This is a genomic window from Nocardioides iriomotensis (genome assembly GCF_004168035.1).
GTDB lineage: Bacteria > Actinomycetota > Actinomycetes > Propionibacteriales > Nocardioidaceae > Nocardioides_B > Nocardioides_B iriomotensis.
Genome location: NZ_SDPU01000035.1, coordinates 397,569 through 411,002, shown reverse-complemented (window position 1 = coordinate 411,002; position 13,434 = coordinate 397,569). Strand labels below are relative to the sequence as shown.

The following is a 13,434-nucleotide window of genomic DNA, read 5'->3' as shown; positions in this document are numbered from 1 at the left end:
GGAGGTAGATCGTGCAGTCATCTCGGGGACTGTCCCGCCGTGCCCTCTTGCAGACCACGGCCGCGGCCGCGGCGGGCACGGCGATCGGCGTCGCAGGTTCGGCACCGGCCTCGGCCGCACCCACCGGCGGGCGGCCCAACGTCGTACTGATCCTGGCCGACGACATGGGCTTCTCGGACATCGGCCGCTTCGGCTCGGAGATCCCGACACCGAACATCGACCGGATCGCCGCCGAGGGCGCGACGTTCACGCAGTTCTACAACAACGCCCGCTGCTGCCCGACCCGCGCGTCCGCGCTCACCGGCCTCTACCCCACCCAGACCGGGGTCGGGTACATGACCGACGACCACGGCTACCCGGAGTACCAGGGCCGCCTCAACGACGACTGCGTCACGATCGCCGAGGTGCTGCGCGACGCCGGCTACCGCACCGCGATGAGCGGCAAGTGGCACGTCGGCACCTGGCAGAACGGCGTCACCCCGCACGCCCGCGGCTTCGACCGCTCCTACGGCCCCACCGGCGGCAAGTCGTCGTACTTCCGCCCCACGCTCTACCGCGACGCGAGCCCGATCGGCCGGCCGACCGAGCCCGACTACTACCTCACCGACGCCCTCGCCGACGACGCCGTCGACGCCATCCACGAGCTCGCCGGGGGCGACGCACCGTTCTTCAGCTACGTCGCGTTCACCAGCCCGCACTGGCCGCTGCACGCCCCGGAGGCCGACGTCGAGCAGTTCCGCGGCCGCTACCTCGGCGGCTGGGACGCCCTGCGCAGGTCCCGCTTCGACCGGCAGCGGCAGCTCGGCCTGCTGTCGTCGGTCAGCGAGCTGCCGCCACGCGATCCCGACGCGACGATCTGGGACGACGACCCGAACAAGAGCTGGCAGGACCGCCGGATGGCGGTGTACGCCGCCCAGGTGCACCGCATGGACATCGGGGTGGGCCGCATCCTCGACGCGCTCGAGGAGACCGGCGTGCGCGACGACACCCTCGTGCTCTTCCTCTCCGACAACGGCGGCTGCGCCGAGGTGCTCGGCAAGAACGCCGGCGCCGGCACGGTCAGCGTCGACGGCTCCCCGGTCCGCTCGGGCAACAACCCGACCATCTGGCCCGGGCCGAGCAACACCTACGCCAGCTACGGCTTGGAGTGGGCGCACGCCTCCAACACACCGTTCACCCGCTACAAGCACTACACCGACGAGGGCGGCATCTCCACGCCGCTGCTCGCGTCGTGGCCGGCGCGCGTGCCGGCCGGCCGGGTCGTCGACAAGCCACTGCACCTCATCGACCTCGCGCCCACGATCTTCGGCGCGGCCGGCGCGACGTACCCCACCACCCGCGCCGGACGCACCGTCCCGCCCCTGGAGGGCCGCAGCTTCCAGGCCGTCGCGCAGGGCACCGATCCCGGCGGCTGGACCAACGGCCGGCCGGTCTTCTGGGAGCACGAGGGCAACCGGGCGATCCGCAAGGGCCGGTACAAGCTGGTCGCCCGGTACGACGAGCCCTGGCGGCTCTACGACGTCACCCGTGACCGGGCGGAGACGCGCAACCTCGCCGACCAGCGGCCCGAGACCGTCACCGAGCTCGACGCCGAGTGGCAGGCCTGGGCCGCCCGCGTCCGCGTGCGGCAGTGGAAGCCCGGGACCCAGTACGCATGAGCGACGCATGAGCGACGCATGAGTGCCTGCTGCGGCCCCGCCCGCACCCCGACCGCCGCCGGTACCGCGCCGGCGGCGGTCGGCACGGTGGCCACGGTCGGCACCGCCCCCGAGGAGGTGCGCCGCCGGCTTCGCCGGGCTCTCGTCGACCTGCCGGGGTCGACGTACCTCGCCGGCAGCGAGGGTCCCGAGGCGCGCCCCGGCGACGGGGAGGGACCGGTCCGGCCGGTCACCGTCGAGGCGTTCGCCCTCGGCGCCACCACCGTCACCAGCCGGCAGTTCGCCGCCTTCGTACGCAGCACCGGCCACGTCACCACCGCGGAGGCCGAGGGCTGGTCGTTCGTCCCGGTCCCCCTGCTCACCGCCGCGCGGCGCTGCCAGGTCGTCGGCGTCGTCGCCGAGACGCCGTGGTGGGGCCGCCTCGACGGCGCCACCTGGCGCACGCCCTGGGGACCGGGCAGCGACCTGCACGGCCTCGACGACCACCCCGTGGTGCACGTCAGCGCGGCCGACGCCGAGGCCTACGCCACCTGGGCCGGGTTGCGGCTGCCCACCGAGGCCGAGTGGGAGCTCGCCGCCCGCGGCGGCCTCGAGCAGGCGACGTACCCCTGGGGCGACGACCTGACCCCGCGCGGCCGGCACCGCTGCAACATCTGGCAGGGCCCGTTCCCGCACCACAACACCGTCGAGGACGGCTGGCCGGCGACCGCGCCGGTCAAGGCGTTCCCGGCCAACGGGCTCGGGTTCTTCCAGATGGTCGGCAACGTCTGGGAGTGGTGCACCGACCCCTGGTCCGTGTCCGGCGGGCCGGCCGACCCCGGTCAGCGCGTCGTGCGCGGCGGCTCGTTCATGTGCCACGACAGCTTCTGCAACCGGTACCGGGTCTCGGCCAGGACGGCGAACACCCCGGACTCGACCTCCTCGCACACGGGCTTCCGGGTGGCCGCCGACCAGTGAGCGGGACGGATTGCGCCGTTCGGCTTGACGGATGCTGCCTCATCAGTCACTGTCGTAGACCGGCGCATCACGAGTCACTTTCGTGTCTCTTGTCAAGGCGCCACGCCGACGAGTGCGGGAGGAGATCCGATGACCTCCCTGCGCCGCGCCCTCCGCCACCTCACCGGCGGCGTCACCGCGCTCGCCGTGACCCTCCTGGGCGCACCGGTCGTCCTCGCGTCGGCCGAGCCGGCCCGCACCGAGCAGGTCAGCCTCGTCAGCAAGAGCAGGTCCGGGCACCCGCACCGCAAGATCAAGAAGTACGTCGTCCGCCTGGGCGACACACCCAGCGGGATCGCCACCCGGTACCACGCCTGGACCGACGAGCTGATCGCGATGAACTCCGCCGTGCTGCACGTCGGCGACGTGGTCCGGATCCCCGTCGTGGTCAAGCGCGCCCGGGCCTGCACGAAGCACCGCGACCACTTCACCGGCTACTACGGCCACCACCACGACAAGCACAAGACCACGTCGAAGCCGAAGTCCAAGCCGTCGAAGCCCCCGGCCAAACCGGCGAAGCACAAGCCGAAGCACCACAAGCCGAAGCACCACAAGCCGAAGCACCACAAGCCGAAGAAGCACCACGCGCACCAGCACGCGAAGCACGGCTGGGTGCACGCCGGCGCCAGCCACCGCGAGGTGCGGCGGATCGTCGCCAAGCGCTCCCGCTACCACGGCGTGAACCCCGACCTGGCCCTCGCCGTCTCCTGGATGGAGTCCGGCTGGCAGCAGAAACGCATCTCCTCCGCCGGCGCCCTCGGCGCGATGCAGGTGATGCCGGCCACCGGCGTGTGGATGTCCCAGGTGGTCGGCCGGACACTCAACCTGCGCAACCTGCACGACAACGTCACCGCCGGGGTCGTGCTGCTCAAGCTGCTCCGGCAGCAGGCCGGTCCGCGGCACGCGGTCGCCGGCTACTACCAGGGCCTGGCCGGCGTGCGGGAGCACGGGATGTACCGCTCCACCAAGCACTACGTCGCCAACGTGATGGCCCTGAAGCGACGGCTGGCCACCGGCTGGGACCCGCTCTGACCCCGCGGTAGTCGGGGGCTGACCCCGGCCCGACGCCGCCGCACGCGGTGACCCCCGCCACGCCGGACGCCCGCCGTGGTGGGCCCGGATCCGCCGCCGAACCTAGAATCGGGGCTGACGAGGTCGACGCTTCCCCACACGTCGGCCGTTCTCTGGAGGCCTCGACGTGGACAAGACCGCTGCGGACCCGCTGATCGGGCGTGTCCTCGACGGCCGCTACCGCGTCGGCCCCCGCATCGCCCGCGGCGGCATGGCGACCGTCTACGAGGCCGTCGACCTGCGCCTGGACCGGGTCTGCGCGGTCAAGGTGATGCACTCAGGGCTCGGGGACGACCACGACTTCGCGGCCCGCTTCGTGCGCGAGGCACGCAGCGCCGCCCGGCTCTCCCACCCCAACGTCGTCAGCGTCTTCGACCAGGGCGACGACGACGGCACGCTCTTCCTGGCCATGGAGTACATCCCCGGCCACACCCTGCGCGACGTGATCCGCAAGGAGGCGCCGATGGCGCCGGCCAAGGCGCTCACGCTGATCGAGCCGGTGCTCGCCGCGCTCGGCGCCGCGCACCAGGCCGGTCTGGTCCACCGCGACGTCAAGCCCGAGAACGTCCTGATCGCCGACGACGGCCGGATCAAGGTCGCCGACTTCGGGCTGGCCCGGGCGGTGAGCGCCGAGACCCAGCACACCGCGACCGGTGGCGTGCTGATCGGCACCGTCTCCTACCTGGCCCCCGAGCTGGTCGTCGACGGCAAGTCCGACGCCCGCGCCGACGTGTACGCCGCCGGCGTGCTGCTCTACGAGACGCTCACCGGCCGCAAGCCGCACGAGGGCGAGTCACCGATCCAGGTCGCCTACAAGCACGTCCACGAGGACGTGCCGCCGCCCTCCGCGGAGGTGCCGGGCATCCCGCCGTACGTCGACGCCCTGGTCGCCCGCGCCTGCGCGCGCGACCGTGAGCTGCGGCCGGCCGACGCCCGCGTGCTGCTGCATCAGGTACGCCGGGTGCACGGCGCCCTCGACCACGGCGTGCGCGACGACCCCGAGCTGACCGCCGACCTCGCCCCGACGGTCCCGGTGCAGCGCGAGGACGACATCGACTACGTCACCGAGGACGACGTCCCGACGATCCTGTCCCCGGGGCAGGTCGCGCGGGCCGCCGAGGTCGGCGGGATCTCCCACGTCATCGCCCGCGTGGAGCGCGGCGACGACGGCACGACCGTGATCGGCAAGCTCCCCGAGCAGCGGCCGACCGCTCCCCCGCCCGCGGCCGCGCGCCGGCAGCCGGCCAACGTCTCCCGGCCGAGCGCGCCGATCCGTCAGCAGCCACGCCGGTCCAAGCGTGGCCCGATCCTGCTCGCGATCGTGCTGCTTCTCGCCGTCGCCGCGGGGGTCGGCGGCTGGTGGTTCGGCGCCGGCCGCTACACCACCACGCCGGGCGTCGTGAACCTCACCGCCGCGCAGGCCCGCACCCAGGTCGAGGCCGCCGGCCTGACCTACCGCGAGGGCGACCCGCGCTACTCCGAGACCGTGGACAAGGGACTGGTCGTCACCTCCGACCCCGCCGGTGGCGAGCGGATCCTCAACGACGGCACGGTCACGGTGTTCCTCTCGCTCGGCCCCGAGCGCTACCAGGTGCCGGCGTTGCGCGGGAACTCCCTCACCCAGGCCGAGGACCTCCTCGAGGAGGAAACCCTCGCCGTCGGCGACGTGACCCGCCGCTACAACGAGCGGGTGGCCAAGGGCACCGTGCTCGCCTCCGACCCGAAGGCCGGCACCGAGCTGCGTCCCGACACCGCGGTCGACATCGTGGTCAGCCGGGGCCCGAAGCCGATCGAGGTCAAGGACTTCACCGGCAAGAACGCCGACAAGGCCCGTGCCTACTTCGAGGACAAGGGAGTCAAGATCGACGCCTCCTCGGAGAACTCCGACACCGTGCCCGAGGGCAAGGTGATCTCCCAGTCCCCGACCGACGGCCGGGTGTTCCGCGGCGACACCGTCGAGCTGACCGTGTCAAAGGGCCCGGTCATGGTGCAGATCCCCGACCTCACCGCGCAGGGCGTCGCCGACGCACGGGCCACGCTCGAGGGCCTGGGCTTCACCGTCGAGGAGCAGCCCGGCCCCGGCTACCTCGGCCTCGGGTTCGTCCAGTCGGCCGACCCGGGCTTCGGCTCGATGGCCCCCAAGGGCAGCACCGTCATCCTCTACCTGGTCTGACGGTCCTTACCCTCGGCTCGTAGGCTGGGGCCCATGCGCAACCCCGTCGGCACCCACGTCCAGGTCGGTCCCGGCCTGGTCAAGGGCGCGCTCGCGCAGGCCGACGCGACCGGCTGCGAGACCATCCAGGTCTTCGCCGGCAACCCGCGCGGCTGGGCGCACTCCCCCGGCGACCCGGCCGTCGACGCGGCGTTCCGCGCGGCCTGCGCCGAGCGGGCGATGCGGGTGTTCGTGCACGCGCCGTACCTCGTCAACCTCGGCTCGCCCACCCCCGCCACCTACGAGCGGTCCGTCGCCTCCGTCGCGCACAACCTCCGGCGGGCGGTCGAGATCGGCGCCGAGGGCGTCGTGGTGCACACCGGGTCGTGCGTCGCCGAGAGCGAGGGCACCGCGGCGTACGACGTGGCGATGCGGCAGGTCCGCGAGGGCCTCCTGCCCTTGCTCGACACGCTCGACGGCGACACCGCGCCCTGGCTGCTGCTCGAGCCCACCGCCGGCCAGGGCCGGTCGCTGTGCGCCGGGGTCGACGACCTCGCGCCGTACCTCGACGCGCTCGACCACCACCCGCGCGCCGGGATCTGCCTGGACACCTGCCACGTGTTCGCCGCCGGCGCCCCGCTCGACGAGCCCGGCGGCCCCACCGCGACGGTCGACCGGCTCGCGGAGATCGGTGGACCGGGACGCCTGCGGCTGGTGCACGCCAACGACTCCCAGGACGTCCGCGGCGCGTTCAAGGACCGCCACGAGCGCATCGGCGAGGGCCACATCGGCATCCCCGCCTTCGAGGAGCTGCTCGCGCACGACGCGATGGACGGGGTGCCGGTCATCCTCGAGACGCCCGGCTCCCGGGACCCCGAGGACGGGCAGATCGACCTGGTCAAGAAGCTCCGCCCATGACCACGACCACCGAGCGCCGCACCTCCCTGGTCGCGGCGCTGGCACTGCTCGGCGTGACCGCGGCCTGGGGCAGCACGTTCTTCCTCACCAAGGACCTGGTCGAGCGCGTGCCCGTGCTCGACTACCTCGCGGTCCGGTTCGCGATCGCCGCGGCGGCCACCTTCCTGCTGTTCCCGCGTCCGGTCTTCCGGCTGACCCCGCACGGGCGGCGTACAGCCGTCGTGCTCGGCGTGCTGTACGGCGTCGCGCAGATGCTGCAGACCACGGGCCTCGAGCACACCGCGGCGAGCGTGTCCGGGTTCATCACCGGGCTCTACGTCGTCGCGACCCCGCTGTTCGCCGCCCTGCTGCTGCGGCAGCGGATCGGCTGGATGACGTGGGGCGCGGTCGTGCTCGCGCTGGCCGGGCTGGGCGTGCTGACCCTGGGCGGGTTCAGCATCGGCTACGGCGAGGCGCTGACGTTCGTGTCGGCGCTGCTGTTCGCGCTGCACATCGTCGGCCTTGGCGCCTGGTCGTCCTCGGCCGAGGCGATGGGCATGACGATCATCCAGCTCGCGTCGATCGCCGCGGTCTGCTTCCTGGTGAGCCTGCCGAACGGGATCGTGCTGCCCGACAACGGCCGCGACTGGCTCGCGCTCGTCTACATGGCGCTGATCGCCGGGGCGCTGGCGATGGCGGCCCAGACCTGGGCGCAGGCGCACCTGCCGCCCACGCGCAGCGCGATCATCATGAGCATGGAGCCGGTGTTCGCGGCCTTCTTCGCGGTGCTGCTCGGCGGCGAGTCGCTGACCGCCCGGATGCTGGTCGGCGGCACGATGGTGCTGGCCGCGATGCTGGTCGTCGAGCTGGCGCCGCGCCGCAAGATCGAGGCCGAGGTCACGCACATCTCGGTCTGATGCGTAAACCGGTCGCCGCCCGGCACGCCGTACCCCACGATGTCGCCATGACCCGACCCGAGATCCAGCCGTTCACCGACGAGCACCTGGCCGACGCCGGCCGCCTGCTCGCGACGCGGCACCGCCGGCACCGCGCCGCGCAGCCCGACCTCTCCCCCGCGTTCGAGGACGCTGCGACCGCCAAGGAGCGCGTCGAGGCGGCCCTCGCCGCCGACGACGCCTCCGGTGCCGTGGCCCTCCGTGGGGACACCGTCGTGGGCTTTCTGCTCGGCGCGCCGAAGCAGAGCAAGACCTGGGGCCCCAACCTGTGGGTCGAGTCCGCCGGGCAGGCACTCGCCGATGACGAACCGGCCGAGACGGTCCGGGACCTGTACGCCGCCGCCGCGACGCGGTGGGTCGACGAGGGACGCACCGCCCAGTACGTCGTGGTCCCGGCCACCGACGTCGCCCTGCTCGACGCCTGGTACCGGCTCGGCTTCGGCCACCAGCAGGCGCACGCGCTGCGCGCCCCGCTCGCCACCGACCCGCGCATCGCCGTCGGGCTGGTGGTCCGCCGCGCCGTCCGTGACGACATCCCGACGTTGGCCCGCCTCGACGTCGCGCTGCCGCAGCACCAGGGCCTGTCGCCGACGTTCTCCGCCGGGGAGCAGGGCAGTGTCGAGGAGGCGCAGGAGGAGTGGGAGGAGGACTTCGACGACCCGGAGTTCACCACCTTCGTCGCCGAGCACGACGGCCGGGTGATCGGCTCCGCGGTGGCCTGCGACCTCACCAAGTCCGGCAGCAACGAGGGTCTGATGCGGCCCGAGAAGGCCGGGTTCCTCGGGTTCGCGGCCGTGCTGCCGGAGGCGCGCGGGCTCGGCGCCGGACGCGCGCTCGGCGAGACCGTCCTCGCCTGGGCGCGGGACACCGGCTACCCGGTCGTCGCCACCGACTGGCGGGCGACCAACCTGCTGTCGTCGCGCACCTGGACCGCGCTCGGCTTCGTCCCGACGTTCCAGCGGTTGCACCGGACGATCGGGTACTGACGGTAAAGAACGTCTAAAAACCGGCAAACCCGGCCAGGTCGGACGCCACTCTTCCCTTCGGGTGCTCGTGCACCCGGGGAGGGGGGCTCCGGTCCGATGCGCAGCATGCTGCTGACCGCGCTGGCCGGCGTCGTGCTGGTCGGCCTTCTGGGCACGCCGGCCGACGCGGTCCGGCGCAGCGACGCCTACCAGGCCACGGTCGTCACGCAGGTCCAGGCCGAGCGCGCCGAGCGCGGGCTCACCCGGTTGCACACCCGCGGCGGGACCGCACGCTGCCTCGACCGGACGGCCCAGCGCTGGGCTGAGCGACCCGGCGCCGTCGGCGCACTGGACGCCGTCGCCCGGAAGTGCGAGGTCGACCGGGTGCAGAGCCTGCGCTTCGCGTCCGAGGCCGGCCCGAGCGAGCAGGCCGCGCGGCTGCTGAAGCGGTCCTCCACGCGGCGGCCGCTCCTCGCGGCACCCCAGGAGGTCGCCCTCGGCTTCGGGCACGCCCGGTCCGCCGGTGAGCACCGCGTCGTCCTGCTGGTCGGGTCGCTGCCGCCCGGACCGGCGGTCGACCCCCAGACCACCCGCCTGGCGATCGTCGACCTGGTGAACGCCGAGCGCGCCGCCGCCGGTCTGACCGCCCTGACGGCCGACGCCTGCCTCATGGCCAACGCGCAGCGGCACGCCGAGCACCTCGCCCGCACCGGGCAGCTCGCCCACCAGGACCTCGCCGTCGTCGAGGGCGACTGCGGCGCCCGCGACACCTACGGCGAGAACGTGCTCTGGAGCTCCGTCGGCACCGGCGCCGACGCCTTGCGCATGTGGATGGGCTCGACCGACCACCGCGACAACATCGTGGAGACGTCGTACCGGCTGACCGGCGTCGGAGTCGGCTACGACCGCTACCTGCGCCGCTACTACGTCGTGCAGGTGTTCACCAGCCACTGACCGCCGAGGGTCACGCTTGGACTACCGATATCGGTAGTCGGCGTCCGCATCCTGGTCCCGGTGTCCGCACCGGGAGACGCGGTGGGTTACCGTCTGCGGGTGCAGACCGTCACCTATTTCTTTGGCTACCCGCCCGGGGCTCCCGGTCCGGCGGCCGCCTGAGGCCTGCACACGACCACGACGCCCCTGGGCCACCAGGGGCGTTCTGCTTTGTCAGCGCACGGCAGCCCGACCCCGACGACGTGGCCCGAGGCGTCCCGCCACCAGCGCACGACCCGCACCAGCGGGCGGCACACTTGAAAGGGATCCACCCATGGTCGTCGTCATGACACCGGAAGCCACGGACGCGGACATCGCCCACGTCGTCGAGAAGGTCGAGAGCGTCGGGGGCGAGGCGTTCGTCAGCAAGGGCGTCGTCCGCACCATCATCGGCCTCGTCGGCGACATCGACTCCTTCCACGGCCTCAACCTGCGCAGCCTGCCCGGCGTCGCGAACGTGCACCGGATCTCCGACCCGTACAAGCTGGTCAGCCGGCAGCACCACCCCGACCGGAGCACGGTCTGGGTGCGCGGCGTCCCGGTGGGCCCGGACAGCTTCACGTTCATGGCCGGACCGTGCGCGGTCGAGTCGCCCCAGCAGACCCTCGAGGCCGTCGAGATGGCCAAGGCGGCGGGCGCGACGATCATGCGCGGCGGCGCCTACAAGCCCCGCACCTCGCCGTACGCCTTCCAGGGCCTGGGCGAGAAGGGCCTGGAGATCCTCGCCGCCGTGCGCGAGGCGACCGGGCTGCCCGTGGTCACCGAGGTCGTCGACGCGCGGGACGTGCCGGTGGTCGCGCAGTACGCCGACATGCTGCAGATCGGCACCCGGAACGCCGCCAACTTCGGGCTGCTCCAGGCGGTCGGCGAGGCCGGCAAGCCGGTGCTGCTCAAGCGCGGCATGACCGCGACGATCGAGGAGTGGCTGATGGCGGCGGAGTACATCGCCCAGCGCGGCAACCTCGACATCGTGCTGTGCGAGCGCGGCATCCGGACCTTCGAGCCGAGCACCCGCAACACGCTCGACATCTCGGCCGTGCCCGTGGTCCAGGCGACCAGCCACCTGCCGGTGATCGTCGACCCGTCGCACGCGTCGGGCCGCAAGGACCTGGTGGTCCCACTCTCGCGCGCGGCGATCGCGGTCGGCGCCGACGGCGTGATCGTCGACGTGCACCCGGACCCGGAGACCGCGCTGTGCGACGGCCCGCAGGCGCTGCTCGGCGCGGAGCTGCGGGCGCTCGCCCAGGCGGTGCGTCAGCTGCCGCCGGCGCTCGGCCGGGTCGACGCCAGCGCCTTGGCCAGGACCGAGGCCGCGACCTCCGCCTGATCGCGGCTCACGTCGAGGTGGGTGACCAGCCGCACCGTCCGCTCCCCCAGCGCCGACACGAGCACCCCGGCGTCACGCGCGGCCGCCACCACGGCGGCCGCGTCGGGGACGTCGAGGACGACGATGTTGGTCTCCACCTCGGCGGGGTCGACGCCGCACGCCTCGGCGAGCAGCCGGGCGTGGGAGTGGTCGTCGGCCAGCCGCTCGACGTGGTGGTCGAGCGCGTGCAGCCCGGCGGCGGCCAGCACGCCGGCCTGACGCATGCCACCGCCGAGCCGCTTGCGCCACACGCGGGCCTCGTCGATCATCCGTCGCGGTCCGAGCACCAGGGAGCCGACCGGTGCGCCCAGCCCCTTGCTGAGGCAGACGGTGAGGACGCCGCAGGCGCGGCCGTAGTCGGCCAGCGGTACGCCGGACGCGACGTGCGCGTTCCAGATCCGCGCACCGTCGACGTGCAGCCCGATGTCGTGCCGCTCCACGAGCGGGTGCAGCGACTCGATCTCGGCGAGGGGCACGACGCGACCGCCCGCGAAGTTGTGCGTGCACTCGACCGAGATCGCCTTGGTCGCGACGAAGAACGGAGACAGGTCGGGGGCGAACATCGCCTCGATGGCGGGCAAGTCGACCCCGCCGCGCGGGTGGGACCAGGTGCGCATCGTGACCCCGAAGAACGCGCCGTGCGCCCCGAGCTCCGCCCGCGCGATGTGCGCCTGCGCCTCGCACAGCACCTCCTGGCCGGGCGAGACCAGCGCGCGCACGGCGAGCAGGTTGGCCATCGAGCCGGTCGGGGTGAACAGCGCGGCCTTCTTGCCGAAGAGGTCGGCGACCCGCTCCTCGAGCGCGCGGACGGTCGGGTCCTCGCCGTACACGTCGTCGCCGACTTCCGCCGCGGCCATCGCCGCGCGCATCGCCTCGGTGGGCTTGGTGACGGTGTCGCTGCGCAGATCGATCGGGCCGGGTGCGTCGGTGGCGGTCACCTTGCCGATGCTAGGTGGGGCAGACCGGGTAGCTGGTCGGGGGTCCGCTCGACGCGTCGGGCGTGACCCCGCCGGTTCAGTCCTTGACCTGCGCGGCGCTGAGCATCTCGGCGACGAGGAAGGCCAGCTCCAAGGACTGCACGCGGTTGAGGCGCGGGTCGCACACCGACTCGTAGCGGTTGTGCAGGTCGTCCTCGAGCAGCGCCTCGCCACCGCCGACGCACTCGGTGACGTCGTCGCCGGTGAGCTCGACGTGCACGCCGCCGGGCCAGGTGCCGAGCGCGCCGTGCACGTCGAAGAAGCCCTGCACCTCGGAGATCACGTCGTCGAAGCGGCGGGTCTTGTAGCCGGACGACGCCTCGAACGTGTTGCCGTGCATCGGGTCGCACACCCACGCGACGGTGACCCCGGCGGCGGTGACCTTCTCGACCAGGTCGGGCAGGTGGTCGCGGATCTTGCCCGCACCCATGCGGGTGATGAAGGTCAGCCGGCCGGGCTCGTTGTCCGGGTTGAGCTTCGCGGCCAGGGCGAGCGCGTCGTCGGGCGAGGTCGTCGGGCCGAGCTTCACGCCGATCGGGTTGCGGATCTTGGACAGCAGCTCGACGTGGGCGCCGTCGAGCTGCCGGGTCCGCTCGCCGATCCACAGGAAGTGCCCGGAGACGTCGTAGGGCTGCTGGGTGCGCGAGTCGATGCGCGTGAGCGCGTGCTCGTACTCCAGCACCAGCGCCTCGTGGCTGGAGTGGAAGTCGACGCGGTGGAACTCGTCGGGGTCGGCGCCGATGGCCTTCATGAACGTGAGGGCGCGGTCGATCTCGGCGGCGAGGCGTTCGTAGCGACGACCGACCGGGGACTCACGGACGAAGTCGGTGTTCCAGGTGTGCACCTGGCGCAGGTCGGCGTAGCCGCCGGTGACGAACGCGCGCACGAGGTTCAGCGTCGCCGCGGACGAGTGGTAGACCTCGACCAGCCGCTGCGGGTCGGGCACCCGGGCCGCGCCGGTGAAGTCGAAGCCGTTGACGGCGTCGCCGCGGTACGCCGGCAGGGTCTCGCCGTCGCGGGTCTCGGTGTCGGACGAGCGGGGCTTGGCGTACTGGCCGGCGATCCGGCCGAGCTTCACGACCGGGACGGACGCGGCGTAGGTGAGCACGACCGCCATCTGCAGCAGGACGCGCAGCTTGTTGCGGACGTTGTCGGCGGTGACGCCCTCGAACGTCTCGGCGCAGTCGCCGCCCTGCAGCAGGAACGCCTCACCCCGGGCGACGGCTCCGAGCTTGGCCTTCAGGTCGTCGCACTCGCCGGCGAACACCAGCGGCGGCACGCCGCGGAGCTTGGCCACGGCGTCGTCGAGTGCGGACGGGTCGGGCCACGTCGGCTGCTGGGCGGCGCCGAGCGCGCGCAGCGATTCGAGGTCCGGGACGGTCTGGGTCACCGACCCAGCGTAC

At 73.1% G+C, this 13,434-nt stretch carries 11 protein-coding genes; 9 read left to right on the top strand and 2 right to left on the bottom strand.

Features of this window, described 5'->3' with window-relative positions; genetic code table 11:
* Window positions 1-47: 47 nt before the first annotated feature.
* The 9 genes from ETU37_RS21800 (at window position 48) to aroF (ending at window position 11,015) form a co-directional block, all read left to right on the top strand.
* Window positions 48-1,658, top strand: a complete 1,611-nt coding sequence (locus ETU37_RS21800) for an arylsulfatase (protein WP_206054111.1) — start codon at window positions 48-50, stop codon at window positions 1,656-1,658.
* Between the two features lie 18 nt (window positions 1,659-1,676).
* Complete coding sequence (locus ETU37_RS21795; protein WP_129989429.1) at window positions 1,677-2,615, top strand: formylglycine-generating enzyme family protein; 939 nt, start codon at window positions 1,677-1,679, stop codon at window positions 2,613-2,615.
* 129 nt (window positions 2,616-2,744) lie between these two features.
* Window positions 2,745-3,686 (top strand): transglycosylase SLT domain-containing protein, encoded by a 942-nt coding sequence (locus ETU37_RS21790; RefSeq protein ID WP_129989428.1) that lies wholly within the window; start codon window positions 2,745-2,747, stop codon window positions 3,684-3,686.
* Window positions 3,687-3,852: 166 nt separating this feature from the next.
* Window positions 3,853-5,898 (top strand): Stk1 family PASTA domain-containing Ser/Thr kinase, encoded by a 2,046-nt coding sequence (gene pknB, locus ETU37_RS21785; RefSeq protein ID WP_240755886.1) that lies wholly within the window; start codon window positions 3,853-3,855, stop codon window positions 5,896-5,898.
* Window positions 5,899-5,931: 33 nt separating this feature from the next.
* Window positions 5,932-6,795 carry a deoxyribonuclease IV gene (locus ETU37_RS21780; protein ID WP_129989427.1) on the top strand — a complete coding sequence of 288 codons (864 nt, stop codon included), beginning with the start codon at window positions 5,932-5,934 and terminating at the stop codon, window positions 6,793-6,795.
* On the top strand, window positions 6,792-7,691 hold the full coding sequence (locus ETU37_RS21775) for a DMT family transporter (protein WP_129989426.1): 900 nt from the start codon (window positions 6,792-6,794) through the stop codon (window positions 7,689-7,691). Before ETU37_RS21780 ends, ETU37_RS21775 begins: the two co-directional genes overlap by 4 nt.
* 47 nt (window positions 7,692-7,738) lie before the next feature.
* Window positions 7,739-8,716 (top strand): GNAT family N-acetyltransferase, encoded by a 978-nt coding sequence (locus ETU37_RS21770; protein WP_129989425.1) that lies wholly within the window; start codon window positions 7,739-7,741, stop codon window positions 8,714-8,716.
* 96 nt (window positions 8,717-8,812) lie between these two features.
* Window positions 8,813-9,649 (top strand): CAP domain-containing protein, encoded by an 837-nt coding sequence (locus ETU37_RS21765; protein ID WP_129989424.1) that lies wholly within the window; start codon window positions 8,813-8,815, stop codon window positions 9,647-9,649.
* A gap of 325 nt (window positions 9,650-9,974) precedes the next feature.
* A complete protein-coding gene (aroF, locus tag ETU37_RS21760) occupies window positions 9,975-11,015 on the top strand; it encodes a 3-deoxy-7-phosphoheptulonate synthase (protein ID WP_240755885.1) in 1,041 nt (346 codons plus the stop codon).
* Here aroF and ETU37_RS21755 read toward each other — a convergent pair.
* On the bottom strand, window positions 10,943-11,992 hold the full coding sequence (locus ETU37_RS21755; RefSeq protein WP_276319701.1) for a threonine aldolase family protein: 1,050 nt from the start codon (window positions 11,990-11,992) through the stop codon (window positions 10,943-10,945). The genes aroF and ETU37_RS21755 overlap by 73 nt on opposite strands.
* Before the next feature lie 76 nt (window positions 11,993-12,068).
* Window positions 12,069-13,421, bottom strand: a complete 1,353-nt coding sequence (locus ETU37_RS21750) for a class II 3-deoxy-7-phosphoheptulonate synthase (RefSeq protein ID WP_129989422.1) — start codon at window positions 13,419-13,421, stop codon at window positions 12,069-12,071.
* Window positions 13,422-13,434: the final 13 nt, after the last annotated feature.